The sequence below is a fragment of the Nocardia sp. NPDC050435 genome (genome assembly GCF_040655395.1).
Lineage (GTDB): Bacteria > Actinomycetota > Actinomycetes > Mycobacteriales > Mycobacteriaceae > Nocardia.
Map to the genome: position 1 here is coordinate 264,398 of NZ_JBFAJW010000012.1, position 24,716 is coordinate 289,113.

Sequence of the window (24,716 nt, forward strand, 5' to 3'; positions counted from 1 at the left end):
GGTACGAGACGGGTGGGTCACGAAGACATGACGATCACGGCAAACCGGAGGACTTATCTCCCATTCCTATTGCTGGATGGTTGCTGGCCGGTTTAGCGTCAAAGCCCGGCTGACAAGGGGCACGCCATGAACATCCATCCGCTAGCCACGAATCGCGCGCGAAGCCCGCTCATCACGGGCAGCGATACCGATGTCGGCCTCGCGCGCGTCCTGGTCGTCGAACAGCACGCCGCCACCGCCGAGATGACGTTGCTGGTGCTGGCCACGGCCGGCTACGACGCGGCGCACACCGCCACCGGCAACGAGGCGCTCGAGGCCGCCGACGACTGGCACCCCGATCTGGTGCTGCTGGATCCGCTGGTGCCCGACCTCGCGCCGAACGAAGTGTGCCTGCGGATGCGCCAGAAATCCACCGCGCCGATCATGATCGTGTCCACGGAGAACGAGGCGAGCATCCTCGACCTCGCGATGGCGGTCGGCGCGCGGGACTATCTGCGCAAACCGTTCCGGACCATCGATCTACTATCGCGCATCCACGCCCGCCTGCACTCCTGATCGCACGCGGTGCCATGTCGCATCGCGTGCGATCACAGGAATCTGCGGATCGGCTGGACCGCGAGTTCCCGGGCGCGCTGCGCGATCGAACGCCGCCGCCATCGCCCCGCCCGGATCCGGTCGCTGACCGTCAGGTCCTCGTCGAAATGCGCGTCCAGGGTCGCCGTGAACTCCACGTCCAGCACCGCAAGCATGATCTCCTCGTCGTGATCGAGGGAGCGGCGATTGAAATTGGTCGAGCCGATCAGCGCGGCCACCCGATCGACGGTGATCACCTTGGCGTGCATCATCGTCGGCTGATACTGATGGATTCGCACCCCGCACTCGATGAGATCCTCGTAGAAGTGCTGGCCGGCGAGCTGGCAGACCCGCTTGTCGGTGTGCGGTCCGGGCAGCAGGATCTCCACCTCGACTCCGCGCCGGGCGGCGGCACACAGCAATTCGATGAAGTACGCGTCCGGCGAGAAGTAGGCGGTGGCCAGGCGGAAGCGTTCCTCGGCCGATTCCAGCATCACCCGCAGTAGGGTCTGCATGTCCTGCCAGCCGAAACTGGCCGAGCCGCGGACCACCTGCACGATGGCCTCGCCCTGCGGGCGATGGTCGATGAAGCGGTCCCGGTCGTCGAAGAGTTCGGTGTGGCACTCGGCCCAGTTCTGCGCGAACGCGGCGGCGATGCCGTCGACGGCCGGGCCGCGCACCTCGACGTGGGTGTCGCGCCATTCGTTCTCGTTGCGTGCGTCGCCGCACCATTCCTCGGCGATGCCGACGCCGCCGGTGAACGCGGTCTCCTCGTCGACGACCAGCACCTTGCGGTGGCAGCGGTGGTTCTGTTTCAGCGGCGAGAGATACAGCGGTTTGCGGAACCACGCGATCTCGACCCCGGCCCGGTCCATCTGCTCCAGCAGTTCGGTGTCGATCAACCGGCTGCCGAATCCGTCCAGCAGCAACCGGACCCGCACCCCGGCGCGCGCCCGCTCGGCGAGCGCCTCGGCGAACCGGCGGGCGATATCACCCTTCCAGTACACGAAGGTCATCATGTCGACGGTGTGCTCGGCGCGGGCGATCCCGGCCAGCATCGCTTCGAAGATCTGGTCGCCGTTGCGCAGGGGGATCAGGGCGTTGCCCTCGGTCGCCGCGATGCCGATCAGGCGCTCGAGGCGGCGGCGGATGCGCGCGATGCGTTCCTCGGGTGCGGCGGGGCTCAGTTCGGCGGGTTCTTGCGTGCTGGTCATCATGTCCCCTCGCCGGAACACGAGCTACCGCCGCGCGCCCCGTCCGGCCTGGGCTGCGCGGCCAGACGACTTTACCGGATCGCCGCCGACCGCCGAACTCGCCACCCCGCCAGTCGATCTCGGTGACCGTTAGCCGAGGTCAGGGTTTCGCGCTGCCGGTTACGCGGGTCAGCGGTGGCTGCCGCCGTGATCGTGGGCGCAGGTGTCGGTGCGGCGGCCGTCGGCGGAGGTGGCGGCCTGTCCGGCGCCGTGGCCCTCCAGGGCCGCGAACGGGCCGCACTGGTTCGCGGCGATCCAGACATGCACCATCGGGTTGCCCGAGCCCGGGTTGATGGACTGCGGCGGGCAGTTGCCCTGCGCGTCGGTGACGCCCGCGACCTGCGGTCCGTCCGGGCCGGACTTCCAGCACAGGTTGTCGTGGACGTGCCACTGCATCAGCGATCCGCCGTAGTTCACCAGATCGGGGTCGTCGATCTTCTTGCCCTTGGCGATATACATCGCCGAGACCAGGGTGCGCGAGGAGCCGTCCACCCGGTAGACCAGCGATTCCGGAGCGTTCGCGTCGAGGAAGCGGTCGTCGCGGATGTAGCCGAAGTTGATGAAGTGCTCGTAGCCGGTGGACGCGTCGCCGATCGACCGGAAGCCCAGCGCGCCGACCGAATTCACGTCGGCGAAGGCGGGCAGCCGCTCCAGGGTGGTGCGGATCAGGGCGGACGCGCGCTGTTCCTGGTCGGCGGTGACACCGGGCACGCCGGAGACGTCGATCGCCTGCGCCGGATCCCACGGCCGGGGCCAGGCGGATCCGTGCTCGGCGTGGTCGCCACCCGCGGCATGGGTGTGCTCGCCGCCGCCACCGTGGCTGTGCACGTGGCCGACGCCGCCGAGCATCGCGGCGACCGCGAGCACGCCCGCCAGCGTGGCGGCGGTCGCGGTGGGCGCCGGGCGCAGGGTCGCGGTGGGGCGCAGCAGGGCGACGGCCGCACCGGCGATGGCCAGCACGCCCAGTGCGGCGCAGACGCTGTCGAGGAACTGCGGTGACTCGGCGGTGTCCAGGCCCTCGGGCCACGGCAGACCCGCGAAACGCGTGTATCCCCAGATCGCGACGGCGACCAGGTTGACCCCGATCACGCCGACCGGCACCACTTTCCGCGCGCTCAGCACCGCGATCAGACCGGCCGCGCACTGCGCCGCCGCGAGCACGACCATCAGCCGCGCCAAGGTGGCGTGCTCGGTGTGCAATCCCGCGGCGAACAGGTGCAGGGCGCCCGCCCCGACCGACGCCGCACCACCGAGCAACAGAAATCCGTTGCGCCCACCAGCCATTTTCGTTCTCCTCCAAGCTCGCCTTGGACGGTACTGGGTCGAGCCGGGTCGCCGCTGCGGTGGTTTGTGAGAGATCTCTGTGGTTCCGCGTGGCGAAATAGAATGCGCGCATGGTCGACCCGATGCATTTCGAGCAGCACGCGGAGGTCTACGACCGCGCCCGGCCGCCCTATCCGGACGCGCTCTGGCAGCGGTTACGCGAACTGGAGTTGCTCGGCCCGGGTGTCCGGGTGATCGAGTTCGGCGCCGGAAACGGCCTGGCCACCGGCCCGATGCTGGGGGCGGGCGCGCACGTCACGGCGGTCGAACCCGGTGCGGCGCTGGCCGAGCGGCTCCGGACGCGCTGGCCGGCGGCCGTCGTCGTGCGCGCGACCGCGGAGACCGCGGCCCTGCCGCCCGCCGCGTTCTATCTGGCGGTCGCGGCGACCGCGGTGCACTGGTTCGACCTCGAGGTGCTGCTGCCCCGGTTACATCGTGCGCTGACGCCCGGCGGGCATTTCGCCGTGTGGCGCAACGCCTTCGGCGACCCCGCGGTGCCGCGCACGCCGTTCCGGGAACGGGTCGCGCGGATCGTCGCTCGCCGGGAACCCGGCGCGCCACAATCGCGCGCGGGCGAATTCGACACCGAGCTGTGGGTGGACCGGATGACCCGCGACGGCTACTTCACCGTCGTTCTGACCGATAGCTTCGCCTGGTCGATCACCTTGGACGCCGACCGGATCCACGACCTGTTCACCACGTTCAGCGACTGGAGCGCCGCCGAGGTCGACGCCGCCGCCGAGGCCGTGCGGGAACTCGGCGGCGAGGTCGTCGAGCACTATCGGACCCCGTTGATCGTGCTGCGGCGCGCCTAGCCCGGTATCCGGTAGCGCTGCAGGACGACTCCCGACGTCGTGAACGGGATCGTCTCGATCAGGCGCAGTTGGCGGCGGGCGTTGTCGTCGGGGAACAGTGGCCGTCCGCCGCCCAGGACGACCGGGAAGACGAGCAGTCGATATTCGTCGATCAGGCCGGTGGGCAGGAACGCCTGCGCGGTCTCGATCCCGGCGAACACCACCAGCGGCTTGCCCGGCTGTTCTTTCCGTGCGGCGATTTCGGCGGCCAGGTCACTGCCGATCGCCTCGGCGGGCTGCCAGGGCAACTCGGGCTGTCGCTGTCGTGATACGACGAGCTTGGGCAGCCCGTTCACCGCGGGCGCGAGCATCTTGTCGCCGGGGGTGGCGGGCCGGCTCTCGGCGTCGGGCCAGTACTGGCTCAGCAGTTCGTAGCTCACCCGTCCGTAGATCTGGGCCCCGACGCTGCCCAGGAATTCGGCGAGGTAGCGGTCGAGGTCGGGGTCGTCGACCTCGATCCAATCCAGGTTCTGCCCGGGCCCCTCGGCCATACCGTCCACCGACACCATCATCTGCAGGATCAGTTCGCGCATTCGAGTCCTCACTCGTCGACATCACACCTGTGCGAATCGAGACGGGATCGCGGCGCGAAAATCATCGGCGCTCAAGCGAGTTCGGCTTCGCCGTAGGGCTCCTGCCGGGCGGGTGCGCCGCGGCGGCCGCGTTTGCCGCGGGCGATTTCGGTGCCGAGCGCGTCGAGCGGGTTGGCCAGCTGGTGCAGTGGATCCACGAGCAGGGTGAGCCAGGTGCGGGCGAGGTCGACGCCCGCGGGGTCCAGGGCGTAGAAGCGGCGGGTGCCCGCGGCGCGCACCCGGACCAGCCCGGCGTCGCGGAGCACCTTGAGATGCTGCGAGACACCGGGCTGGGAGATCGGTGCGCGCTCGCGGACCGCGTCCACGAGAACACCCGCGGGCTGCTCGCCGCCGGCCACGAGTTCCAGGATGTGGCGGCGGACGGGATCGCCGAGTGCCTCGAAGACCTTGGCGGGGGAGGCGGTCATCAGGACTCGGCGCCGGCCTCGGGTTCGGGTTCGACAGTGTAGAAGGTGAAGGTCTGTTCGACGGCGGCCGCGGCCACGGCCGGGTCGTCGCCGTCGGCGATGGCCGCGGCGCCCCAGGCGTCGGCGGCGGTGCGGATGAACTCCAGGCCCTCGGGCGTCTTGTGCAGGGTGAGGGCGACGTCCGGATCCACCGGCTCGTCGGTGGACAGGTGCATGCCCAAGCCGAGCAGGGCCAGATCCCAGCCGACGCCGACCGCGCCGGGGCCGAACTGCTTCCACATCTCGGGGTCGACGGGCGCTTCGTGGACGAGTTCGAGTTCCGTGCCGTCGCCCGCCGGCGTGAGCGTGACCGACAGCCAGGACACCTGCGGGCCCATCTCCCAGGTGACGGCGAACTGCTTGGGAGCGTCGCAGCGCTCGACCACGCCGTTGGCGTTGCCTTCGAGCTGGTAGCGGCCGCCGATTTCCAGCGAGCCGGTGATGGGCAGGAACCAGCGCGGGATGCGCTCGGCATTGGTGACCGCGTCCCACAGGTCGGCCTGATCGGTGGGGTAGGTGCGACGGGCGACGGCGATGCGGGTGGTGGCGCCGGCGCGGGAACCGGTGCGTACCTCGCGGGTGACGAGCCCCGCGAGTGCGGCGGGATCGGACAACAATGGCATGTCAACCTCCTTGGATAAGTTAGAGCTTATATTAGCTGAGATTGATGAGCATGGTCGTACCGTATCGTGATACGGTACGACCATGAGCAATCGAGGCCCCAGCCGCACCCGCCGCGCGGGCGGCGCCCGGCGCACGCTCGTCCTCGACCAGGTCGTCACAGTGCTCGCCGAGCGCGGCTACGCGGGCACCCGCTTCGTCGACGTCTCCGAGGCGTCCGGTGTCGCGGTGAGCACGTTGCAGGGCTACTTCGGTTCCCGGGAAGACATGCTGATCGAGGCGTTGCGCCGGGTGACGTCCATCGCGGTCGTGGCCATGCGGGAGCTCGCCGCGCAGTTCGACGATCCCTGGCAGCAGCTGGTCGCGATGGTGGATCGCGGTCTGGGCACCGATATCGGCACCTGGCGGGTGCTGATGGAGTTCTGGACCGCCGCCGCCCACGACGCGGAGTTGCAGGAGCACGCCGCCACGCTGGCGGGCCAGTACCGCGAGCCGTTCCTGGACGCGGTGCGCCGGGGGATCGAAAGCGGTGATTTCACACCGCGTTTCGACCCGGTCGCGATCGTCGAGGCGGCCGTCGCGGCCATCGTCGGGCAGCTCTACCCGGTCGTCCTCGGTCATCGGATCGAGGGGGAACTCGACTATCGCGAAATCGTTCTCGCGCAGCTGGCCTTCGCGCTCGACACAGACACGCGGATTCCGAACGGGGCGCACGTCGCGCCCGGCTCCTCAGAAAGGTGATCTCATGCCCCACACCATCGTCAACCCGGACGGCCTGCACAATCCGGTCCCGCGCGGCTACAGCCACACCGCCGCCATCCCGGCGGGCACCGAGCTCGTGCTGGTCGCGGGACAGTACGGGTCGGACGTGAACGGCGAGGTGGTCTCGGCCGACTTCGCCGATCAGGTGAAGCAGACCTTCCACAACATCGGTCTCGCGCTCGCCGCGCACGGGCTCGATCTCAGCCACGTCGTGCAGCTGCGGACCTACGTGGTGAACCACGACGTCAGCAAGCTCGGCCCGATCGCCGGCGCCGTGCAGGAGAACTGGGGCGCCAACCCGCCCGCGCAGACCTTGCTCGGCGTCGCGAGCCTGGCCACGCCGGACGTGCTGTTCGAGGTCGAAGCCGTCGCCGCGCGGCCCTAGTTTCGGAAAGCTGTGGGCGGCATCGTATTCCGGTGCCGCCCACAGTGCTCAGGTGGTGATTGTCGTGTTCACGATCGGCGTCTACGGTTTCGACGGCGCGTCCTTTCTGGAGCGCCTGCGGGCGGCCGATATCGGGTTGCTGCTCGATGTGCGCCAGCGGCGCGGTGTCCGGGGTCCGGAGTACGCGTGGGCCAATTCGCGCCGGTTGCAGGCCGCGCTCGCGCAGGCCGGGATCGCCTACCGGCACCATCCCGAACTGGCCCCGACCACCGAGCTGCGTCACCTGCAATACGCCGAGGACGACCGCCTCGGCGTCGGCAAACGTTCCCGCCGGGAACTCGCCGCCGGCTACACCAGGCGCTACACCGCCGAGATCCTCGATCCGGCTGATCTCGGTCCGATCGTGGCGGCGCTGTCCGCCGGTGTGCGCGCGGCCCTGTTCTGCGTCGAACGCGATCCGGAGGCCTGCCATCGCTCGCTGATCGCCGGGCGACTGCGCGCGGACTACGGCATCGCGGTCGAGCACCTGCGCCCGTGAGAGCATGGAGGGCGATGGACGTGCTCGACGCCCGGCTGGCCCGCATCGGGCAGCACCACTTCCGCGCGAAGTTCCACCTGCGCGGCCGGGACCGCGCGATCGTCGACCTGCGTGGCATCGGCGCCGTCCGCAAGCACGCCGCCGAGTTCGTCGACCGCCGCCTGGCCCCTGCCGAACCCCGCAACGACGGCCGCCAGACGCCCTACCGCGGTCACCCCGTCTTCGTCGCCCAGCACGCGACCGCGACCTGCTGCCGCACCTGCTTGGCGCGCTGGCACGAGATCCCGGCCGGCCACGCGCTGGACACCACCGAGCGCGAGTACGTCGTCGAGGCGATCTGCCGATGGATCGAAGGCGAGTACGCCCCGGGCGCACCACCGCAGTAATCGGCAGACTGGTACTCGTCATGGCGATGTTCAGCGCGGGGCCGCCGACCGGGCGGGCGGTGCCTGCCGCGCTGCCACGCCGACAATGGCCGCAAAGTCGATACCGATTCGATTTGCGCGAATGGCTACCCGAACTGCTCGCCGATACCGGTCCGCAGAGCGCTGCGGCGTCGGCGGTGGTTCGAGTCACGCGAACGGTTCACCCAACTGCCGGCCAGCACCGGTCCGCAGCGATTCGAGTCGCGTGAACGGGGTAGCCCGTTGCGAGGTGAATTCCCGATAGAGGAGGTTGTCGTGGCCGATCCCGCAGCGGTGCTGTTCGATATCGACGGCACGCTCGCCGATTCCAACTATCTGCATGCCCGGGCCTGGCATCGGGCCTTTCGGGAGGCGGGCGCGATCGTGCCGACCTGGCGGATCCACCGGGCAATCGGCATGGACGGCGACGAGCTGATCCGGACGCTGGCGGGCGATCTCGACGAGGCCGCCGCCGAGCGCGCCGATGAATTGCACTCGCGCTACTACCTCGACAGCGCCGAGGAGCTGACCCTGCTGCCGGGTGCCCGCGAAATCCTGGCCGACCTGCACGGGCGCGGTCTGCGGGTGGTGCTGGCGACCTCCGCGCCCGACGACGAACTGGAGCGCCTGCGCAAGCTGCTCGACAGCGAGTCGGTGCTGTACGCGGTGACCGGTGGGGCGGATGTCGAGACCGCCAAGCCCGATCCGAGCATCGTGCGCGTCGCGCTGGATCGGGCGGGCGTGCCGCCGGAGCGGGCGGTGTTCGTCGGCGACACGGTGTGGGATGTGCGTGCCAGCGCACGGGTCGGCGTGCCGACGATCGGGGTGCTCAGCGGGGGCATCTCGCGGGCCGAACTGCTGGACGAGGGCGCGGCCCACGTCTGCGACGATGTCGCGGATCTGCTGCGCACGGTGGAGCGGACCCCGATCGCCGAGCTGCTCTGATCAAGCGGATTCGCGCAGGCCGCCCAGCAGGGAGAGGGGGCTCACTGCCGGATGTACTCCACCAAGTGCTCGGGCTGTGCCGAACACACGAACACACCGGCGTGGCTGCTCCGGCCGACCTGCAACCCGGTGGGTTGTGCGGCCGAAATGTATTTGTAGGTGCCGGGACTCAGGTGCCGTTCCTCGAGCGGTTGCCAGCGTGAATCGGCGGTGAACTCGCGGCTGTCGAGCTGGAGCAGCAGGAACGGCGGCGCGGAGCAGACCGCACACGCGAAATCGGACGGCATGTCGGTGCCGGACCAGTTCATGCTGCCGCCGACCTTGAACCCGGGAGCGGTCGCCACCTCGGCGTAGTGCGGCGGGTACAACTCGGGGCCGGGTTGCCACGCGCGCAGGGCGCGCCGCAGTTCTTCCGGAAGCTCTTGGTGCCAAGGGTATTCCAGCACGCGCTCCGGATGCAGCACGCACGGCAGCGGAAAGTATTCCTCCTGCGCGTCCTCGAATTCGGCGGCGAGCGGGAACGGCCGCACCCGCTTCACCTCGGCGGCGGCCCGCCAGCGGACCTGCACGGTGTCGGCGCCGTGATCGCCGGTGCACCACAGGAACTGCACGAGATCAGTGCCCTCCGGGAAGGTGATCTCCGGGAAATCCGCCGCCCGCAACTGTGCCAGCGGAGTGAGCGGGGTGCCGAAAGCTGTGTCGCAGTACGGGGATTCGCAGCACGGCCACTCCTGGGCCACCGGCCACAGCAGCGGGCCGCCGACATGGCTGTCGCGCACCCGGGGAATGCCCAGGCGGGGATGGAGCCGAACGGTCCACCGCGCGTGCGCCGCCATGCCGGGTACGAGATCGGGCACATCGAACGGTGGCGCGCCGGTGGTGCGGGTCATCGTGCCATCGTGTCGCAGCACCGGCCGATGTCAACCGGCGGCGCAGTCGGCGTTCGCGCGCCGGTGCGCCGGCACACGCTGCGACAGCGTCCAAAGTGCCAGTGCGGCAACGGAGTAGGCCGCCCCCGTCCAGCAGGATCCGGACCAGCCCCAGGTGCTGTACGCCCACGTGGTCGTGACGGCGCCGAGGGCCGATCCGAGCGAATAGAAAGCCATGTAGGCGCCGATGACGCTACCCGCGCGGTCCGGATGCGCCTGGGTCAGCAGGTGCTGACTGCTCACGTGCACGGCCTGCACGGCGAAGTCGAGGAGCACGATGCCGAGCACGAGCGGCCACAGCGTCGCCTCGGTGCGGGCGATGAGCAGCCACGAGACGGTGAGCAGAGCGAGCGCGGTACCGGTGATCGCCTGTGCGTGACCGGAATCGGCCCAGCGTCCGGCGCGGGCCGCGCCCAGCGCTCCGGCCAGGCCCGCCAACCCGAACAGGCCGATCGCCGTGGCCCCGAAGTTCCAGGGCGCGGCGCCGAGTGGCAGCGCAAGGCCGCTCCAGAGCGAACCGAAGGAGGCGAAGGCGAAGAACGTGAGCAGGCCCCGGTTCCGGAACAGGCGATCGGTGAACAGCAGCTCGCGCATCGAGGCGAGCACCTGGCGGTAGCGGACGCCGGGACGGCGCGAGTCCGGAACCAGGGTGCGGCGCACGGTGGCCGCGAGGACCAGGCACAGCACCGCCAGTACCGCGTACACCGCGCGCCACCCGGCTGCGTCGCCCAGCAGGCCCGCGAGCACGCGGACGCCGAGGATGCCCAGCACCACGCCGGAGGTGACCGCGCCGATGTCGCGGCCGCGCTCGCCCGGGGCGGACCGGGTCGCGACGTAGGCGACGGTCACCTGCACCACGACCGCGAACAGGCCCACGATCGCGAGACCGGCCAGGGCGAGCGCGGCGTTCGGGGCGACGGCCGCGATCGTCGCCCCGAACGCGGTGAGCACGAGGTGCGCGGTGATCAGCCGGCGGCGGTCGACGATATCGGCGAGCGGCACCAGCAGCACCAGCCCGGCGAAGTACCCGATCTGCCCCGCGGCGACGAGCAGGCCGATCGACTCGGACGGCAGCCCGAGTTCCGCGCCCGCGGATTCCAGGACGGGCTGGATCGCGTAGACGGCCGACACCGCCACCGCACACACCGTTGCCAGCACCAATCGCTGTGACCGTGACACTCCGGTCCCCACTGCGCCTCCCGAAATTAGTAGCAAATTGAAACCAATTTGACCGTAGGGCATAATGGTTTCGAATTGCAACCGATGACGGGAGGCGCATGACCCCGACGCAGCCGTGGACCGACCCGCCCTGCCCCGTAGCGCGCGCCGCCGATCTCGTGGGGGATCGCTGGAGTCTGCTGATCGTGCGCGACGCCATGGACGGCGCGACGGCGTTCACCGAGTTCCAGCAGCGCCTCGGGATCGCCAAGAACATCCTGGCCGACCGGCTCCGCAAACTTGTCGAACACGGCATCCTCGCCACCGGCACCGTGCCGGGCGGCAAGCGGCAGCGCTACGAACTCACCACCGCCGGGCAGGACCTGTTCGGGCTCGTCGTCAGCCTGCGGCAGTGGGGTGAACGCCACGCCTTCGCCGAGGGTGAACCGCACTCGACGCTGGTCGACCGTGACGACCGGCCGCTGGCTCCGCTGCGCCCGGTCGACCTCGACGGCACGCCGGTGACGGCGGCGACGACGCGGGTGCGTCGAGTCGACGAGGGGTGATCGCACCGGCGTTCCGGCACCAGCCGGTCAGGTAGCGGCGGGCCTGCCTGTGCTCTGCCGGATGAGGCGCTGGGCGCGTTCGCGGTCGGCGCGGATCCCGGCTCGGCGCTGCGCCATGGCCGCGGCGGGCGAATCGCTGCCGCGCAGGGCGAGATACACCGCGTGGACGTCCTCGAGGGCGTCGCGGGCTCCGACGCCCGCGGCGGGGGTGATGGCGTGGTCGGCGTCGCCGACCAGCAGGACCGGCTCGCTCGGTACGGCGGCGCCGTCCAGCGGGACCGTGCGTGCGTTGGAGACGTGCACCGAATCGGTATGCGCGAGCAGGGTTTCCATGAGCCCGGAGTTGGACGGAGTCGCGGCGAGGACCTCCGCGGACCACTCCGCGACGGGGCGCGAGCCCAGATCGTCGACGGGCAGCGGAGCGCGGGGGATACGCAGGAACCACAGGGCCGGAGTGTTTCCGTCCCAGACGTGGCCGAACGTCGCGCCCTTGCCCGCCGGAGTGATCTCGTCGTAGAAGTGCAGAACCGCGGCGGGTGTGGGCAGTGTGAGCGGTTCGGTGGTCATGCCGTAGAGGACGACGTCGCCTGAATAGACGGGGGTGCGGGCGGGTTCGAGCGCGGTGCGCACCATCGAGTCGATGCCGTCCGCCGCGACGACCAGCTCGTCGCCGAACGCGACGGCGGGGCCTGATGGTCGGTGCAGCGTGTGCGCGGCGAGGTCGATGCCCGAGATCGGGACGCCGAAGTGCGCGTCCGCCCCGGAGGTGGCCAGGGACTCGCGGAGTACGTCGATCAGGTTGGCGCGCAACCAGAATCGGTGGCCGCGGTCCATCCGCGCGGAGTGCACGCCGACGCTGTTGGCGTAGTCCAGGCCGAGGAGCGGGTGCGAGGCCGCGTGCAGGGCGGACAGGTCAACGCCCAATCCGGTCAACGCGGCGTGGCCGCGATCGTCGAGGAACAGGAACGCCCCGCCGGAGCTGCCGGCTCGTTGCTGTTCGTACAGGGTGACTTTCGTGCCGCCGTGGGCCAGCGCCGCCGCCAGTGCCGTGCCGGCGATGCCGCCGCCGAGGATGATGGTCGCCACGATCGATCCTCCTGGGTTGTGCTCACACTACGCCGGGATGTCGATTCCCAGTTGATCACGTCCGGTCGTGTGCGGGAGGCGAATCGGGCACGATCGGCGCACTGTCCCACGCCGCCTGGATCATTCGGAAGATCTCGTCCACGGCGGCCGCCGGATCGGCGGCGTCGCGCGCCAGCGAGTAGGCGTCGACCACGAAGCGTGCCAGCGCCCGGCAGCTGGTCGCGGTCCGCGTGCTGCCGGGCTGGGCGGCGATCGCCGCGGCCAGTGATTCCGCGTGCCGCAGCCGCATCGACTCCTCGTACTGGCGCAGCGCGTGCGACTCGCAGACCATGTGCCAGATCGGCGCGGCCTCGCTGGAGGCGCAGTGCCGCATGATCGCGTGGACCTCGTGGCGCAACGCGGGAATCAGCGGCTCGCCCGCCGCGCGGTCGGTGACGGCGCGGGTGAGGCGCTGCTCGAAATCGGCGTCCCGCTCGAAGATCAGGGCTTCCTTCGACGGGAAATGCGCGAACAGCGTGGTGACGGCGACATCCGCCTCGGCGGCCACCTCGCGGATGCCCACGGCCTCGTAGCCGCGTTCGAGGAACAGGCGCAGTGCGGTGTCCGCGATCTTCTGGCGGGTCGCGGCCTTCTTGCGTTCGCGGCGGCCGGGCGGCGAGGTCATGCCGGAACACTAGCAGGTACAAAACCATAGCTGTTTCAAAACACTAACCGTTAGTGTTAGCGTCGTCGGCATGAAGAGCGTGAGATTCAGTGAGTTCGGCGGTCCGGAGGTTCTGCGGTTGATCGACACGGAGGAGCCGCACGCCGGGCCAGGGCAGGTGCGTGTCGCCGTGCGGGCGGCGGGCGTGAATCCGGTGGACTGGCGGATTCGGGAAGGGCAGGTGCTGGGCGCTCATCCGATCACGTTGCCGTCCGGGGTCGGGCTGGACGCGGCGGGCGTGGTGGACGAGGTGGGGCCGGGCGTCACCGGGGTGGCGGTCGGCGACGCGGTGTTCGGCGAAGGTGCCGACACCTACGCGGAATTCGCGGTGCTGTCGGCCTGGGCGCGCATGCCCGACGGACTGTCGTTCGAGGAGGCCGCCGGGTATCCCTCGGTCGTGGAGACCGCCATCCGGATCCTCGACCAGGTGGGGGTGCGGCCGGGCGAGACGCTGCTGGTCAGCGGTGCGGCCGGGGGAGTCGGCTCGGCCGTGCTCCAGATCGCGCGCGATCGCGGCATCACCGTGATCGGCACGGCCGGGTCCGCGAACCAGGACTATCTGCGCGGCCTGGGCGCGCTGGCCACGACCTACGGCGACGGCTGGGTCGAGCGGGTGCGCGGCCTCGGCCGGGTCGACGCGGCCCTGGACCTGGCGGGCGCCGGCGTGCTCGGCGAACTCGTCGCTCTCACCGGCGATCCGGGGCGCGTCGTCTCCATCGCCGACCTCACCGCACCCGAATTCGGCGTCCGATTCTCCGGTGTCGCGGGCAGCGTGCCGGACGCTCTCGCCGCCGCCGTCGACTTGATCGCCCGCGGCAAGCTGCACATTCCGGTCGAGCGGTCCTACCCGCTCGCCGACGCCGCGGCGGCGCATCGCGACAGCCGGGCCGGCCACACCCGCGGCCGGCGCGTCATCGTCGTCTGAGCACGCCTACCGATCCGGTTTGCGCCACACCGACACGTGGCTTTCGCTGTCATTAGTGAAGGGCGCACCCCGCCAATCGGCATGGCGCGATTCCGGCTCCATTTCCGCCAATCGCGCCATCAGGTCGCATTCGGCGGGCCAGATGTAGCGGAAGTTGCTGGCGCCGTAGGTCACCGAGCCGTCGGGGTGCCGGAGGTAGTGATGCGATGTGCCCTGCTGGGTGCTCATGTCGAAGGTGTCGAAACCGGCGTGCCGGTTTCCCACGTGGAACGGCACGGCCACCTGCCCCGGCGGGAACCGCCGAATGCCGGGAACATTCAGTTCGAGAACGAACCGTCCGCCGGGTGCGAGATGTCGCGCGGCATTGCGGAAGCACTCGACCTGCTCGGCTTGGGTTCGCAGATTGCCGATGCTGTTCCACACCAGGTACACCAGGGAGAATTCGCCGGGGACCCGGGTCGAGGTCATATCGCCGACGACGACCGGAAGATCGGGGCGTTTGCGGTGGAGTCGATCGGCCATCGGCGCGGAGAGTTCGATTCCGCTCACGTCCAGGCCCCGCTCCAGCAAGGGGATCGCGACGCGGCCGGTGCCGATCGCGAACTCGAGCACCCGGCCGCCGACGGCCGCGTTCGCGAGGAATCGCACTGCCGGATCGAGCACGTCGGGTGCGAACATGAATGCCGAATCCTGGTCGTAGCGTGCCGCTTGCGCGTCGTCCCATACATCGCTGCTGACCACGGCGGTCAGCATTCCCGACGGACGGCTCCTGCTGCCACTCGTTTTTCAGAGCCATCGCCACTGCAACGCTCGATAAGTGACCGGGATCACAACATTGGAGTGGTGTGAGCTGTTCGAGGAGCGCGGGAGCGGGTATGCGCTGCTTTGCGATCCGCAGTGGGCGGATGGGCTCGGCAGAGGAAGGGAATCGTGGCGGTGACCGTCGTCGTGTTGGTCGGAATATCGGTGCTGGCGATGGGAGTCATCGGCTGCCACGCGGTCGTGGCCGCCGGCTACTGGTGGGAAATGCGCGAGCTACGACGGAACCTGCTAGGGCGGTCCGCCGCCGAGCCTCAGCTGGTGGTGGAGCGGCCGTCGACGCGCCTGGGCAACCCCGTGGGATTGCCGGCGCGCAGCTCGGGCGGCAGCAGCGGATCCGGGGTGTTCTGATAGACGACAGGCCGCAGCCAGCGTTCGATGGCTGTCGCGCCGACCGAAGTAGACGTCGAGGTGGTGGCCGGGTAGGGCCCGCCGTGGTGCTGGGCACCGGCGACCGCGACGCCGGTCGGCCACTGATTGATCACCAGCCGACCGGCCAGAGCGCGCAGCCGGTCGAGTAGTGCGGACGTGCCCGGATCACCGAGATCCTCGTCCGCGAGTTGAATTGTGGCGGTGAGGTTTCCGCTCAGCCGGGTCAGCACGGCCGCGACGGCCTCGAAGTCGGGATAGCGGACCGCGACGGTGACCGGCCCGAAGCATTCCTCGAGCAGCAGGTCCTGTGCGCCGGTGGCGAGGGCCGTCGTCGTGGTGGTGAGCAGCGCGGCGGGCGCGGTGCGGCCGGTGGCCGGCGGGGTGACGAGGGCCGCGACCTCGGGCAGGGCCGCCCGTTCGGCTACGCCCCGGACGAAATTCGCGCGCATGCGCTCGTCCAGCATCGTGCCCGGCGCGGTTTCGGTCAGTGCCTTGGCCAAGGCCGTCAGCAGGTGGTCGCCGTCGGGTCCGGACGGCACGAAGACGAGACCGGGTTTGACGCAGAACTGGCCGGTGCCCAGCGTGACCGAACCGGCCAGCTCGGTTCCGAGGCGCTCCGCCCGCTCGGTCGCGGCGGCACCGGTGACCACCACCGGATTCAGGGAGCCCAGTTCGCCGTGGAAGGGGATCGGGACCGGGCGCGCCGCGGCCGCGTCGAACAGGGCGCGACCCCCGCGGATCGAGCCGGTGAAACCGGCCGCCGCGATCAGCGGATGACGAACGAGCTCCAGCCCGGCGTCGAAGCCGTGCACGACCTGCACGACATCGGCTGGGATAGCGCATCTTTCGGCCGCCGAGCGCAGGACCGTGCAGACGGCCTCGGAGGTCGCCGGGTGGTCGGGGTGCGCCTTGACGACCACGGGGCAACCGGCCGCGAGCGCGCTGGCGGTGTCGCCACCGGCCACCGAGAAGGCGAAGGGAAAGTTGGAGGCGGAGTAGACGGCGACCACGCCCAGCGGAATCTTGAAGCGGCGCAGATCAGGTCGCGGCGGAGTGGCTTCCGGGTCGGCGTGATCGATGATGATGTCGAGGTATTCACCCCGGGTCACGACCTCGGCGAACGCGCGCAATTGCGCACTGGTGCGGGCGATCTCGCCATGCAGGCGGGGGAGGCCGAGAGCTGTTTCGGCGTCGGCGAGGGCGGCGAGGGTGGTGGTGTGGGCGTCCAATTCGTCGGCCGCGGTGCGCAGGAACAGCGCCCGCCGCGTGCGGTCCGCGAGCGCGGACAGGGTGGCGTCTGCCGCGCGCACCGCCGCGTCGACCGCGCTCGCGTCCGCTTCGATCGCCACCCGGTCCCGGCGGTCGCCGGTTCGCGCGTCCACGCTCCACACCGCACTACTCATCGCGCACCCTCCTCATCGACTACCGAACTTACTGCGGGCGGCCTCGGTCGGCGAACAGCAGCTTGCCCAGCAAGGTGGTGAGCTGGTCGCGCTCGGTGTGGGTGAGTGCGGCGAAGGCGCTGTCCAGGAATGCCGGGACGGTCTTCTCCGCCTCGGCGAGTGCGCGGCGGCCGGTTGCGGTGATGGTGACCGCGTAGGCGCGGCGATCGGCGGGATCGCGGTCGCGACGCACCAGGCCGGCGTCCTCCAGGTCGTCGGCGATGCCGACCATGACGCTGCGGTCGATGCGCAGCTCGGCGCTCAGCGTCTGCTGCGAGCAGGGGCCGACGCTCGCGAGCATCTTCAGGACCAGGTGCTGGCCGACGCCCAGGCCGGTGTCGGCGGTGGCCTGTTCGGCGGCGCGGGCTATGCCCGCGGACGCTCGGCACAGCGCGATATCCGGGCGTTCCACGGCGAGCCGGGGGAGGTAGGAGGCGGTCGGGTCGGTCCTGGGCATATCCGTAAGTTAGCACAATAGTCTGCTGACAGATCGTTTGACAGCTGACTGTTGTCGGCCATACCGTTTCGGATCGTAGTGTCAAAGATATTCTGGGAACAGATGATTCGAGGAGTGGTCGGATGTCGCTCAACCTGTCCGCCGACGAGGTCCTGTCCACCACGCGGGCCGTGCGCAAACGTCTCGATCTCACCCGGCCGGTGCCCCGGCGGCTGATCGAGGAATGCGTGGATCTCGCGATGCAGGCGCCCACCGGCCGCAACCGGCAGCGCTGGCACTTTCTGATCGTCACCGACAAGGCGCGGCGCGCGGCCGTCGCCGACATCTACCGCAGGGCACTGCATCTGGCCCAGGGCACGCCGCTGACGGCCGAGGACATGCGCAGGATGAACGCGCACGGTTCCTGGCCGCGGATCGCCGAGGGGGTGGAGTACCTCTACCGGCACATCCACCAGGTGCCGGCCATCGTCATTCCCGCAGTCGAGGGGCGCACCGATCGTGCGTCCGTGACCGACCAGGCCGGGACCTGGGGTTCCATCCTGCCCGCCGCCTGGAGCTTCATGCTCGCCGCGCGCGCCCGCGGCCTGGGCACCGTCTGGACCACGGCGCAGGCGCCGCTCGAGCGCGAGCTGGCCCAGCTGCTGCATGTGCCCTATGACCAGGTCATGCTGGCCGCGCTCATTCCGCTCGCCTACACCGTCGGCACCGATTTCCGCCCCGCCCAACGTATCTCCCGCGATCGCGTGCTGCACTGGGACGACTGGCGGACGGCGTGAGGGGGCCGGGGCCGGAAAATCGGCCCGTGCGCGCCGAACGCTTATGGTCACACCGTGACTCTCGGCACTTTCGATCATGAGTGGGATCGCCTTCTCACCCTGCTGTCCTACTACTCGCCCGCGGCGCGGGCCGCGTTGCGGCCACCGGCCGCGAGCGCGGAGATCGACCGCCTGGAAACCGAATTCGGCTGCCCGCTGCATCCCGAACTGCGGGCACTGCTGCGGCGCAACAACGGCGCCGCGAACACCAGATACGGGGATCGGCTCGAACGCACCGGCGCGTTCCTGCCCGGGGGTTACCAGCTGATCGACGCCGACGGGATCATCGCGGCCCACCACAGCTCCGTCGACATCATGCGGCGAGTGCTGACGCCGGAGCTGTGGCAGGAGGACGAGCTATACGGTCACATGCACCAGTGGGCGACCATCGCTCACTCCGTCGCGGGCGGCGCGCTCATCATCGATCATCGGCCCGGGCCGGCCTACGGCCATGTCTACGAGATCGGGATCGGCTCGGGAACCACCGAGGGCACGCTGTGGGGGACCAGTCTCGCCGCCTTCGTCCGCCGGGTCGCCAACGCGCTCAATACGAGAAGCGCGTTCCGTGACGAGTGGCCGACCGTGCGCGAGAGTGAATTGTCCGGGCAGATCCTGCTCGCCTGGGAGCGATGACCGCGCTCACCACAGCGCCGAGTAATGCCGGAGCGCGTCGACGATCAGCGCGATGCCCAGGATCGCCAGCAGGATTCGGACCGAGCCGGGTCCGAAGCGGCGCAGGAATCGCATCAGGACGCGATGGATTCGCCGCGCGCGAGGTGATCGCCGGGTCGCGGTGAACAGCACCAGCGCCGGCGGGAGCAGCGCGATCAGGCAGTACGCGACGATGATCAGCGGCCACAGCGCGGGCCGGGGATCGCGCGCGGCCAGCATGGTCAATCCGGCCAGATAGGGCACCGCCGTCGGCGCTTGCCCCAACCCGATCGCCACGCCGGCCAGCCCGAGCAGCAGCGGCCGCCGCCGCGCCGCCATCGCCCACCCGGGCACCGCGACGCTCGCGTTCCCGGAGAACCGGACCGCGCCGAGCGCCACCAGCGCCACGCCCGCCACCAGCGTCGCCCGATACCGCATCGCAGGCGTGATCTCGATATCGACGAGATCGGTGAGAAACCCTATCCCCAGCACCGTGCAGAGCCCGAAAACAGTGGTGACGGCAAAAACCCCGCCCATCAAACTCAGCGCCCCCGGCACCGGCGACCGCCGCCCCAGACGACTGTCATAGATCACCGCGGCAGTCACCCCCACCAGCAAGGCATCCAGCGAATCCAGAAACGCGAACCCCGCGAGCGCCAGTAAGAAGATCAACATGCCACCCCCGACCCTACCCGCGGCCCGGACCGCTCTCGTCGAGCCCGAGGCGGGCAAGGGTTAACTTCACGGTGCGTGCATCCCTCGCGGGGTGGGGGTGGGTGGGAGAGCGTCGGATGCGGAGATTCGCATGTCCTCAATCCGTCGACGCTAGGACACGAGCATGAGCGCAACCGATGATTTTCTCGTCAACAATGCGGCGTACGCGGCGCAGTTCAGTGGGCCGCTGCCGTTGCCGCCGAGTAGGCAGGTGGCCGTGGTGGCGTGCATGGATGCCCGGCTGGATGTGTATCGCATTCTCGGGTTGCGGGAGGGGGAGGCGCACGTGATCCGGAATGCCGGGGGTGTGGTCACCGAGGACGAGATCCGGTCGCTGGCGATCAGTCAGCGGCTGCTGGGCACGACCGAGATCATTCTCATCCATCACACCGACTGCGGCATGCTGACGTTCACCGACGACGATTTCAAACGGGCTATTCAGGAGGAGGTCGGGATCAAGCCGACCTGGTCGGCGGAGGCGTTCCCGGACCTGGACGACGATGTGCGGCAATCGATCCGGCGGATCGAGGCGAGTCCCTTCATCACCGCGACCACCTCGCTGCGTGGATTCGTCTTCGATGTCGCCACCGGGAAGCTCAACGAGGTCGGTTAGTCAGCACCGCCCACGTTCGTGGGCGGTGCCTTCTCGGTATTTTGTTTACATGTAACGAATCTCCGGCTACGGTAATCGTTACTTGTAACGAACTCGAGAAGGAACACTGCGTCATGATCGCGATCGCGCTCGCCCTCGGAGCCGCACTGGGCTGGGGTACCTCGGATTTTCTCGGTGGCCGGGCCAGCCGCAGGGCACCGTTGCTCACGGTGTTGCTGATCTCGCAGACCACCGCGCTGGTCCTGGTGGCGGGTTTCGCGCTGGTTCGCGGCGGCGGCCTGCCCGGCCCGGGTGCGCTGGGTTACGCTGCGCTCGCGGGCCTGGCCGAAACGGCGGCGGTCGCCGCGCTGTACCGCGGCCTCGCGGTCGGCAGTATCAGCATCGTGGCGGCGGTCGCCTCGACCGCGCCGGCGGTGCCGTTGCTGGCGGGGCTGCTGGCCGGTGAGGTGCCGGGGGCGATCCAATCGGCGGGTCTGGCCATCGCGCTCGGGGGGCTGGTGATCGCGTCCTATCAATCCGATCGCGGCGGTGCCGGCGGGCGGGTGCTGCCGAGCGTCGGGTTCGGTTTGCTCGCCGCGGTCGGCTTCGGCACGTTCTTCCTGGCCATGGATACCGCGAGCAGCGGCAGCGTCGGATGGGCGCTGCTCACCGCCCGGCTCACCGCGGTGGCGGTCATCGGCGGCGTCGTGCTCGCGCTGCGGCACCGAGTCACGGTGGCGGCCAAGGATATTCCGTCGATCGTCGTAATCGGCGTGCTGATCGTGACCGCCGACGCCCTCTACGCGACCGCCTCGACGCTGGGCATGGTCGGCATCGTCGCCGTGCTCGGCGCCCTGCACACCCTGGTCACCATGGCGCTGGCCCGAATCTTCTTGCGGGAGAGGCTTGCCCGCCCGCAGCAGCTCGGCGTCGGAGCCGCGATCGCCGGGGTGCTCGCGATCGCGGCGGGCTGAATGCTTTCAGTCGGAGCGCACCGAACGCCCGGTCGAGCGGGTGCGCAGATAGGCATAGAGGAACGCGAAGGTGAAGGCCAGGTGCACGACGAGGAAGAGGCGGGCGAGGTCGCGCGCGTCACCGGTGGCGACGCCGACGACGTCGTTGGCGGCGACGACGCCGAAGCCGATCAGGTTGGCCAGCAGCACCGCGTCGCGGACGGGGGACGGTTCGGCATTGCGGCACAACCAGTTCAGGGCCGCGATGCCGAGGAAGGGGCCGCCGAGCAGGCGCAGCAGGGCGATGAGTTCGGTGGAGGCGTCCTCGGGGACGGCGTCGACGCCGAATCGGGCCGGGACGATCAGCAGCGCCAGGCCGATGATCAGCAGGTAACCGGCGGCGGTGAGGAGCAGCGATTTGACCATGGGGCACAGCTTCCGTTCGAGCAGGTCCGCACCTCGATCCTAGGCCAGTGCGGCCGCCCGGGTCAGAGCTCTACGCCGATTTCCGGGGCGTCGCGAGGTTCGCGCGGCCGCCGGGCCCACCACCCGGCGACATAGGCGACGGTGGCGATGATCAGGATGTGGGCGCTCAGCAACACGAGCATCGGGAGCACGAAGCCCGCGTCGGTGACCGCGCCGCGCTCGGTCACGCAGTAGAGCGTGTAGTTGGTGGAGGTGCCCTCGGAGTCGTGGAAGGTGTCCGACACCACCATGGGCTCGTCGTAGGGCGACGCGCAGAACAGCGGGGCGGTGAGTTTCGCTTCGCCGGGCCAGATCGCCACCGGCACGACAGTGCTGAATACGCCGACTCCCACGCCGGTCGCCAGTGCGGCACGCAACGAATGCGTCATGTCAGACCTGCCGGATGCCGAGAAAGGCGCCGTGGCGGTCGAATTCGGCCACCATGTCGGTGCGCTGCGAGACCACGTTGGCGACCATGCGGATCTCGGCGCCGAAACGGCTCACCACGACCACCGGCACCTCGCCGGTCGTGAGTCCGCTGCGGGCGACGGCGGTGTCGACCAGCTCCTCCAGGCGCGCGAGCCCCGGCACCTCGCTCACCGCGAAACCCTCGGCGTCCAGGTCGTCGAATGCCGAGACCCGGACCGCCTCGGGCGCGCTGAGCGCGCCGAGCATGAAGGAGTAGTCGTCGAGCGTGCGGGACCCGTCGGCGTGCCGCACCCGCAGGCGCACCGCCGCGGTGCGGGCGGTGAGATCGGGTCGCGCGGTGAGAAATCGGGATACCTGCACCGGCTGGTTCGGCAGCACCAGCCGGAACTGGGTGGTGTCCGGCGCGGTGAGCACGATGACCGAGGCCTGGAAATCGCCGACGCCGAGACGTTCGCGCACCGCGGCGAGCGCCGAGGTGGCGAGCCGGTTGTCCAGTCCGCTGCCGCGGGTCCGGAGTTCCTGTTCGAAATCGGCCCGGTCCACCGCGCCGAAACACCCGCCGGCCGCGAGCACGACCAGGCACAGTGCGGCTCGCAGCCACCTCCGAGGGTGCATGCCCGAATCCTAAACGCTCACAAGTCGAATGGCGCTAGCCGTCGAGGAACCGTTCCAGTTCGGCGGTGACGAATCCGGGGTTCTCCTCCACCAGCCAGTGCCCGGCGCGCGGAACATCGACGGCCCGCACGATATTGGTCATCCGCGGCGCGGCGGTCGCGCGGACGGCGTCGAGCTGCCCCTGCGCGGTCAGGAGCAGGGTCGGGACCTGGGTGGGCGCCGCCGCGGTGGCGTCGCGCACGTCCTGCTCGAGCGCGCGGTACAGCTCGAACCCGCCCGCGAGCGCCTCGGGCCGCCGATAGGTGCGGGCGAACTCGTCGACGTCGGCGGCGCTGAACGGTGACCGGTCCGCGGTGCCGCCGAAGGCGCTGCCCTCGAAGGCGACCTGCGGATAGAACAGGTCCAGGTATTCGCGGACGTCGTCGCCGACCACGGTCTCCGGCACCCGGCGCTGGGTGTGGAACGCGATGTGCCAGCTCATACCGCGATAGGTCGCCGCGTCGACGGCCGGGCCGGGCAGCGGCAGATCGAGGTAGCCGAGACGGGCGGTGTCCTGGGGAAATTGGGCGGCGTACTGGAAGGCCACGGCCGCGCCGAAATCGTGGCCGACGACGCGGGCGTCGCGGATGCCGAGGCGCTCGGCGATCAGGGTGTGCACGTAGCGCGCGAGCGTGGCCTTGTCGTAGCCGCTGGGCACGCCGGTGCTGTCGCCGAGGCCGGGCAGGTCGATGGCGTAGACGGTGTGGTGTTCGGCGAGTTCGGGCATGATCGGCCACCAGCCGTACCAGGTTTGCGGCCACCCGTGGATCAGCACCACCGGCGAGCCGGAGCCACCTTTCACATAGTGCATGCGCACGCCGTCGACGTCGGCGAACTGGTGCTCGAAGGTCCGCTCGAACGCGGGGTCGGCCCGGGTCGCGGCGGCGTAGGGCGCGCTCTCGGCGGTGGTGGGTGCGCAGGCGGTGAGGGCGAGCGCGACCGCTACGGCGGCGGCGCGGAACAGACGGTTCATCGGATATTCCTTTGTGCGAGCGGGGTTCAGCGGCCGGTGCGGCCGTCGATCAGTTCTCGGAGGATGTCCGCGTGGCCCGCGTGCCGCCCGGTCTCCTCGATCATGTGGGTGAGCGCCCAGCGGACGCTGGGTTCGCTGCGGTCCGGCAGTGGTGCGGCGAGATCGGTGCAGCCGTCCAGGATTTCGTCGGCCGCGCGCACCGTTCGCCAGTAGCGGGCGACCACCTCGGCGCGCGACTCGGTGGCCGCGACGCGGAAGGTGGCTTTCCAGTTGGTGATTCGCTCCCCGAGGAACAGCGCGCGTTCCACGGCTTCCAGGTGCGCGAGCAGGCCGAGCAGGTGCGTGCCCGACGGCACGCCCGCGGTGCGGACCTGCGGTTCGGGCGCGCCGGCCACCTTCGTGGCGATCGCAGTGCGCAGGTAGCCGAGAAAGCCGCGCAGGACTTCGGCCTCGCTGTTGCCGGTGCGCGGGGGCGGGTTGTCGCGGCGGGCCATGGCGGTCTCCTTCGGTCGGGGTGACCCGAGTGTCGCCGGAGCGATCACCGGATGGCACGCGATCTTGCGGTTCCGGCAAGATCGAGGGATGGATCCCGAAACAGACGACGTGCTCGACACCGTCGGCCCGCGCCTGCGGGCCCTGCGCCGTGAGCGCGGGTTCACCCTGGCCGATCTGGCCGCGACCACCGGCGTCTCGGAGAGCACGCTGTCGCGGCTGGAGAGCGGGCAGCGCCGGGCCACCCTGGAACTACTGCTGCCGCTGTCGCGGACCTACGGCGTCCCGCTGGACGACCTGGTCGGCGCGCCCCGCACCGGCGACCCCCGGATTCACCTGAAGCCGATCGAGCGGCACGGCATGGTGTTCATCCCGCTGTCGCGGCGGCCGGGCGGCGTGCACGCGTTCAAGATGATCATCCCCGCGTGCGACGCGCCGCAGGAGCCGGCATTGAAGACACACGAGGGCTCGGAATGGGTATACGTGCTCAACGGACGGTTGCGGCTCGTGGTGGGCACGCGCGATCTGATCCTGCCCCCGGGCGAGGCCGCGGAATTCGACACTGCGCTGCCACACTGGCTGGGCAGCGCAGACGGCAGCGCAGTAGAGCTGCTTATTTTATTTGGATTGCAGGGCCTGCGCACGCACGTGCACTGAGCGCAGCCGGCAGCGCAGCAGAGCTGCTGATCTTGTTTGCATTGCAGGGCTGCTCACGGACGTGCACTGCGCGCAACCGGCCGCCCGGTCGAGCTGCTGATCCTGTTCGGCTCGCAGGGCCTGCGCACGCGCGTGCACCGAACTCAGCCGGCGATGCAGTAGCGCTG

General features: G+C 70.0%; 32 protein-coding genes. 14 read left to right on the forward strand and 18 right to left on the reverse strand.

The features are described 5' to 3' along the window. The first annotated feature begins 126 nt into the window (after positions 1–126). On the forward strand, positions 127–555 hold the full coding sequence (locus tag AB0I43_RS32895) for a response regulator (RefSeq protein WP_356981339.1): 429 nt from the start codon (positions 127–129) through the stop codon (positions 553–555). Between the two features lie 32 nt (positions 556–587). Here the strand turns inward: AB0I43_RS32895 and AB0I43_RS32900 are convergent, their stop codons facing one another. Both AB0I43_RS32900 and AB0I43_RS32905 read right to left on the reverse strand, forming a co-directional pair. After that, positions 588–1,787 carry a phospholipase D-like domain-containing protein gene (locus AB0I43_RS32900; protein ID WP_356981340.1) on the reverse strand — a complete coding sequence of 400 codons (1,200 nt, stop codon included), beginning with the start codon at positions 1,785–1,787 and terminating at the stop codon, positions 588–590. A 168-nt stretch (positions 1,788–1,955) separates the two neighbouring features. Continuing rightward, positions 1,956–3,110, reverse strand: a complete 1,155-nt coding sequence (locus AB0I43_RS32905) for a hypothetical protein (protein WP_356981341.1) — start codon at positions 3,108–3,110, stop codon at positions 1,956–1,958. A gap of 110 nt (positions 3,111–3,220) precedes the next feature. Between AB0I43_RS32905 and AB0I43_RS32910 the strand changes: the two genes are divergently transcribed. Further along, complete coding sequence (locus AB0I43_RS32910) at positions 3,221–3,964, forward strand: class I SAM-dependent methyltransferase (protein ID WP_356981342.1); 744 nt, start codon at positions 3,221–3,223, stop codon at positions 3,962–3,964. Here the strand turns inward: AB0I43_RS32910 and AB0I43_RS32915 are convergent. The 3 genes from AB0I43_RS32915 to AB0I43_RS32925 all read right to left on the reverse strand — a co-directional run bounded on the left by AB0I43_RS32915 (position 3,961) and on the right by AB0I43_RS32925 (position 5,665). Continuing rightward, the gene (locus AB0I43_RS32915; protein ID WP_356981343.1) at positions 3,961–4,536 is read right to left on the reverse strand and encodes a dihydrofolate reductase family protein; all 576 of its coding nucleotides are present in this window, start codon (positions 4,534–4,536) and stop codon (positions 3,961–3,963) included. The genes AB0I43_RS32910 and AB0I43_RS32915 overlap by 4 nt on opposite strands. A 71-nt stretch (positions 4,537–4,607) precedes the next feature. After that, the gene (locus tag AB0I43_RS32920) at positions 4,608–5,003 is read right to left on the reverse strand and encodes a metalloregulator ArsR/SmtB family transcription factor (protein ID WP_356981344.1); all 396 of its coding nucleotides are present in this window, start codon (positions 5,001–5,003) and stop codon (positions 4,608–4,610) included. Beyond that, on the reverse strand, positions 5,003–5,665 hold the full coding sequence (locus tag AB0I43_RS32925) for an SRPBCC family protein (protein ID WP_356981345.1): 663 nt from the start codon (positions 5,663–5,665) through the stop codon (positions 5,003–5,005). Before AB0I43_RS32925 ends, AB0I43_RS32920 begins: the two co-directional genes overlap by 1 nt. An 82-nt stretch (positions 5,666–5,747) precedes the next feature. On the opposite strand from AB0I43_RS32925, the gene AB0I43_RS32930 reads away from it, so the two are divergent. The 5 genes from AB0I43_RS32930 to AB0I43_RS32950 all read left to right on the forward strand — a co-directional run bounded on the left by AB0I43_RS32930 (position 5,748) and on the right by AB0I43_RS32950 (position 8,697). Further along, positions 5,748–6,404: a TetR/AcrR family transcriptional regulator gene (locus AB0I43_RS32930; protein ID WP_356981346.1), complete on the forward strand. Its 657-nt coding sequence runs from the start codon at positions 5,748–5,750 to the stop codon at positions 6,402–6,404. A gap of 4 nt (positions 6,405–6,408) precedes the next feature. Next, positions 6,409–6,810 carry a RidA family protein gene (locus tag AB0I43_RS32935; RefSeq protein ID WP_356981347.1) on the forward strand — a complete coding sequence of 134 codons (402 nt, stop codon included), beginning with the start codon at positions 6,409–6,411 and terminating at the stop codon, positions 6,808–6,810. Between the two features lie 52 nt (positions 6,811–6,862). Continuing rightward, entirely contained in the window at positions 6,863–7,348 is a 486-nt protein-coding gene (locus AB0I43_RS32940) for a DUF488 domain-containing protein (RefSeq protein ID WP_356981348.1), read from the forward strand. A gap of 14 nt (positions 7,349–7,362) precedes the next feature. Then, the gene (locus AB0I43_RS32945; protein WP_356981349.1) at positions 7,363–7,734 is read left to right on the forward strand and encodes a DUF4186 domain-containing protein; all 372 of its coding nucleotides are present in this window, start codon (positions 7,363–7,365) and stop codon (positions 7,732–7,734) included. A 294-nt stretch (positions 7,735–8,028) separates the two neighbouring features. Continuing rightward, a complete protein-coding gene (locus AB0I43_RS32950) occupies positions 8,029–8,697 on the forward strand; it encodes an HAD family hydrolase (RefSeq protein ID WP_356981350.1) in 669 nt (222 codons plus the stop codon). Between the two features lie 41 nt (positions 8,698–8,738). Here the strand turns inward: AB0I43_RS32950 and AB0I43_RS32955 are convergent, their stop codons facing one another. Beyond that, positions 8,739–9,587, reverse strand: coding sequence for a hypothetical protein (locus tag AB0I43_RS32955; RefSeq protein ID WP_356981351.1), 849 nt, complete (start codon positions 9,585–9,587; stop codon positions 8,739–8,741). 30 nt (positions 9,588–9,617) lie between these two features. After that, a complete protein-coding gene (locus AB0I43_RS32960; RefSeq protein ID WP_356981352.1) occupies positions 9,618–10,763 on the reverse strand; it encodes an MFS transporter in 1,146 nt (381 codons plus the stop codon). A gap of 140 nt (positions 10,764–10,903) precedes the next feature. Between AB0I43_RS32960 and AB0I43_RS32965 the strand changes: the two genes are divergently transcribed. Then, entirely contained in the window at positions 10,904–11,350 is a 447-nt protein-coding gene (locus tag AB0I43_RS32965; RefSeq protein WP_356981353.1) for a helix-turn-helix domain-containing protein, read from the forward strand. 27 nt (positions 11,351–11,377) lie between these two features. Here the strand turns inward: AB0I43_RS32965 and AB0I43_RS32970 are convergent, their stop codons facing one another. Further along, positions 11,378–12,436 carry an FAD-dependent monooxygenase gene (locus AB0I43_RS32970; protein ID WP_356981354.1) on the reverse strand — a complete coding sequence of 353 codons (1,059 nt, stop codon included), beginning with the start codon at positions 12,434–12,436 and terminating at the stop codon, positions 11,378–11,380. Between the two features lie 55 nt (positions 12,437–12,491). Continuing rightward, the gene (locus tag AB0I43_RS32975) at positions 12,492–13,100 is read right to left on the reverse strand and encodes a helix-turn-helix domain-containing protein (RefSeq protein ID WP_356981355.1); all 609 of its coding nucleotides are present in this window, start codon (positions 13,098–13,100) and stop codon (positions 12,492–12,494) included. Between the two features lie 70 nt (positions 13,101–13,170). Between AB0I43_RS32975 and AB0I43_RS32980 the strand changes: the two genes are divergently transcribed. After that, positions 13,171–14,064, forward strand: coding sequence for an NADP-dependent oxidoreductase (locus tag AB0I43_RS32980; RefSeq protein WP_356981356.1), 894 nt, complete (start codon positions 13,171–13,173; stop codon positions 14,062–14,064). Between the two features lie 6 nt (positions 14,065–14,070). On the opposite strand, the gene AB0I43_RS32985 is transcribed toward AB0I43_RS32980, so the two are convergent. The 3 genes from AB0I43_RS32985 to AB0I43_RS32995 form a co-directional block, all read right to left on the reverse strand. Then, positions 14,071–14,817, reverse strand: coding sequence for a class I SAM-dependent methyltransferase (locus AB0I43_RS32985; RefSeq protein ID WP_356981357.1), 747 nt, complete (start codon positions 14,815–14,817; stop codon positions 14,071–14,073). 320 nt (positions 14,818–15,137) lie between these two features. After that, positions 15,138–16,658, reverse strand: a complete 1,521-nt coding sequence (locus tag AB0I43_RS32990; RefSeq protein ID WP_356981358.1) for an aldehyde dehydrogenase (NADP(+)) — start codon at positions 16,656–16,658, stop codon at positions 15,138–15,140. A 28-nt stretch (positions 16,659–16,686) separates the two neighbouring features. Next, positions 16,687–17,154, reverse strand: coding sequence for a MarR family winged helix-turn-helix transcriptional regulator (locus tag AB0I43_RS32995; RefSeq protein WP_356981359.1), 468 nt, complete (start codon positions 17,152–17,154; stop codon positions 16,687–16,689). A 122-nt stretch (positions 17,155–17,276) separates the two neighbouring features. On the opposite strand from AB0I43_RS32995, the gene AB0I43_RS33000 reads away from it, so the two are divergent. Continuing rightward, a complete protein-coding gene (locus AB0I43_RS33000) occupies positions 17,277–17,930 on the forward strand; it encodes a nitroreductase family protein (RefSeq protein ID WP_356981360.1) in 654 nt (217 codons plus the stop codon). A gap of 54 nt (positions 17,931–17,984) precedes the next feature. Then, entirely contained in the window at positions 17,985–18,602 is a 618-nt protein-coding gene (locus AB0I43_RS33005; protein WP_356981361.1) for an SMI1/KNR4 family protein, read from the forward strand. A gap of 6 nt (positions 18,603–18,608) precedes the next feature. Here AB0I43_RS33005 and AB0I43_RS33010 read toward each other — a convergent pair whose 3' ends face one another. After that, a complete protein-coding gene (locus AB0I43_RS33010; RefSeq protein ID WP_356981362.1) occupies positions 18,609–19,295 on the reverse strand; it encodes a GAP family protein in 687 nt (228 codons plus the stop codon). A gap of 163 nt (positions 19,296–19,458) precedes the next feature. On the opposite strand from AB0I43_RS33010, the gene AB0I43_RS33015 reads away from it, so the two are divergent. Both AB0I43_RS33015 and AB0I43_RS33020 read left to right on the forward strand, forming a co-directional pair. After that, the gene (locus tag AB0I43_RS33015) at positions 19,459–19,947 is read left to right on the forward strand and encodes a carbonic anhydrase (protein ID WP_356981363.1); all 489 of its coding nucleotides are present in this window, start codon (positions 19,459–19,461) and stop codon (positions 19,945–19,947) included. A gap of 113 nt (positions 19,948–20,060) precedes the next feature. Further along, positions 20,061–20,900, forward strand: a complete 840-nt coding sequence (locus tag AB0I43_RS33020) for a DMT family transporter (protein WP_356981364.1) — start codon at positions 20,061–20,063, stop codon at positions 20,898–20,900. Positions 20,901–20,906: 6 nt separating this feature from the next. On the opposite strand, the gene AB0I43_RS33025 is transcribed toward AB0I43_RS33020, so the two are convergent. The 5 genes from AB0I43_RS33025 to AB0I43_RS33045 form a co-directional block, all read right to left on the reverse strand. Beyond that, a complete protein-coding gene (locus AB0I43_RS33025; protein WP_356981365.1) occupies positions 20,907–21,305 on the reverse strand; it encodes a hypothetical protein in 399 nt (132 codons plus the stop codon). Between the two features lie 62 nt (positions 21,306–21,367). Next, positions 21,368–21,733: a hypothetical protein gene (locus AB0I43_RS33030; RefSeq protein ID WP_356981366.1), complete on the reverse strand. Its 366-nt coding sequence runs from the start codon at positions 21,731–21,733 to the stop codon at positions 21,368–21,370. 1 nt (position 21,734) lies between these two features. Next, positions 21,735–22,388, reverse strand: coding sequence for a hypothetical protein (locus tag AB0I43_RS33035; RefSeq protein ID WP_356981367.1), 654 nt, complete (start codon positions 22,386–22,388; stop codon positions 21,735–21,737). Between the two features lie 34 nt (positions 22,389–22,422). Further along, positions 22,423–23,400 (reverse strand): alpha/beta hydrolase, encoded by a 978-nt coding sequence (locus AB0I43_RS33040; RefSeq protein ID WP_356981368.1) that lies wholly within the window; start codon positions 23,398–23,400, stop codon positions 22,423–22,425. A gap of 26 nt (positions 23,401–23,426) precedes the next feature. Continuing rightward, on the reverse strand, positions 23,427–23,894 hold the full coding sequence (locus AB0I43_RS33045) for a DinB family protein (protein WP_356981369.1): 468 nt from the start codon (positions 23,892–23,894) through the stop codon (positions 23,427–23,429). An 88-nt stretch (positions 23,895–23,982) separates the two neighbouring features. Between AB0I43_RS33045 and AB0I43_RS33050 the strand changes: the two genes are divergently transcribed. After that, positions 23,983–24,549, forward strand: coding sequence for an XRE family transcriptional regulator (locus AB0I43_RS33050; RefSeq protein WP_356981370.1), 567 nt, complete (start codon positions 23,983–23,985; stop codon positions 24,547–24,549). The last annotated feature ends 167 nt before the right edge of the window (positions 24,550–24,716 follow it).

Bases quoted from the DNA above. Each gene is read 5' to 3' on its own strand.
- AB0I43_RS32895 (WP_356981339.1), top strand. From the start codon at position 127: ATGAACATCCATCCGCTAGCCACGAATCGCGCGCGAAGCCCGCTCATC.
- AB0I43_RS32900 (WP_356981340.1), bottom strand. From the start codon at position 1,787: ATGACCAGCACGCAAGAACCCGCCGAACTGAGCCCCGCCGCACCCGAG.
- AB0I43_RS32905 (WP_356981341.1), bottom strand. From the start codon at position 3,110: ATGGCTGGTGGGCGCAACGGATTTCTGTTGCTCGGTGGTGCGGCGTCG.
- AB0I43_RS32910 (WP_356981342.1), top strand. From the start codon at position 3,221: ATGGTCGACCCGATGCATTTCGAGCAGCACGCGGAGGTCTACGACCGC.
- AB0I43_RS32915 (WP_356981343.1), bottom strand. From the start codon at position 4,536: ATGCGCGAACTGATCCTGCAGATGATGGTGTCGGTGGACGGTATGGCC.
- AB0I43_RS32920 (WP_356981344.1), bottom strand. From the start codon at position 5,003: ATGACCGCCTCCCCCGCCAAGGTCTTCGAGGCACTCGGCGATCCCGTC.
- AB0I43_RS32925 (WP_356981345.1), bottom strand. From the start codon at position 5,665: ATGCCATTGTTGTCCGATCCCGCCGCACTCGCGGGGCTCGTCACCCGC.
- AB0I43_RS32930 (WP_356981346.1), top strand. From the start codon at position 5,748: ATGAGCAATCGAGGCCCCAGCCGCACCCGCCGCGCGGGCGGCGCCCGG.
- AB0I43_RS32935 (WP_356981347.1), top strand. From the start codon at position 6,409: ATGCCCCACACCATCGTCAACCCGGACGGCCTGCACAATCCGGTCCCG.
- AB0I43_RS32945 (WP_356981349.1), top strand. From the start codon at position 7,363: ATGGACGTGCTCGACGCCCGGCTGGCCCGCATCGGGCAGCACCACTTC.
- AB0I43_RS32955 (WP_356981351.1), bottom strand. From the start codon at position 9,587: ATGACCCGCACCACCGGCGCGCCACCGTTCGATGTGCCCGATCTCGTA.
- AB0I43_RS32965 (WP_356981353.1), top strand. From the start codon at position 10,904: ATGACCCCGACGCAGCCGTGGACCGACCCGCCCTGCCCCGTAGCGCGC.
- AB0I43_RS32975 (WP_356981355.1), bottom strand. From the start codon at position 13,100: ATGACCTCGCCGCCCGGCCGCCGCGAACGCAAGAAGGCCGCGACCCGC.
- AB0I43_RS32980 (WP_356981356.1), top strand. From the start codon at position 13,171: ATGAAGAGCGTGAGATTCAGTGAGTTCGGCGGTCCGGAGGTTCTGCGG.
- AB0I43_RS32985 (WP_356981357.1), bottom strand. From the start codon at position 14,817: ATGCTGACCGCCGTGGTCAGCAGCGATGTATGGGACGACGCGCAAGCG.
- AB0I43_RS32990 (WP_356981358.1), bottom strand. From the start codon at position 16,658: ATGAGTAGTGCGGTGTGGAGCGTGGACGCGCGAACCGGCGACCGCCGG.
- AB0I43_RS32995 (WP_356981359.1), bottom strand. From the start codon at position 17,154: ATGCCCAGGACCGACCCGACCGCCTCCTACCTCCCCCGGCTCGCCGTG.
- AB0I43_RS33000 (WP_356981360.1), top strand. From the start codon at position 17,277: ATGTCGCTCAACCTGTCCGCCGACGAGGTCCTGTCCACCACGCGGGCC.
- AB0I43_RS33010 (WP_356981362.1), bottom strand. From the start codon at position 19,295: ATGTTGATCTTCTTACTGGCGCTCGCGGGGTTCGCGTTTCTGGATTCG.
- AB0I43_RS33015 (WP_356981363.1), top strand. From the start codon at position 19,459: ATGAGCGCAACCGATGATTTTCTCGTCAACAATGCGGCGTACGCGGCG.
- AB0I43_RS33020 (WP_356981364.1), top strand. From the start codon at position 20,061: ATGATCGCGATCGCGCTCGCCCTCGGAGCCGCACTGGGCTGGGGTACC.
- AB0I43_RS33025 (WP_356981365.1), bottom strand. From the start codon at position 21,305: ATGGTCAAATCGCTGCTCCTCACCGCCGCCGGTTACCTGCTGATCATC.
- AB0I43_RS33030 (WP_356981366.1), bottom strand. From the start codon at position 21,733: ATGACGCATTCGTTGCGTGCCGCACTGGCGACCGGCGTGGGAGTCGGC.
- AB0I43_RS33035 (WP_356981367.1), bottom strand. From the start codon at position 22,388: ATGCACCCTCGGAGGTGGCTGCGAGCCGCACTGTGCCTGGTCGTGCTC.
- AB0I43_RS33040 (WP_356981368.1), bottom strand. From the start codon at position 23,400: ATGAACCGTCTGTTCCGCGCCGCCGCCGTAGCGGTCGCGCTCGCCCTC.
- AB0I43_RS33045 (WP_356981369.1), bottom strand. From the start codon at position 23,894: ATGGCCCGCCGCGACAACCCGCCCCCGCGCACCGGCAACAGCGAGGCC.
- AB0I43_RS33050 (WP_356981370.1), top strand. From the start codon at position 23,983: ATGGATCCCGAAACAGACGACGTGCTCGACACCGTCGGCCCGCGCCTG.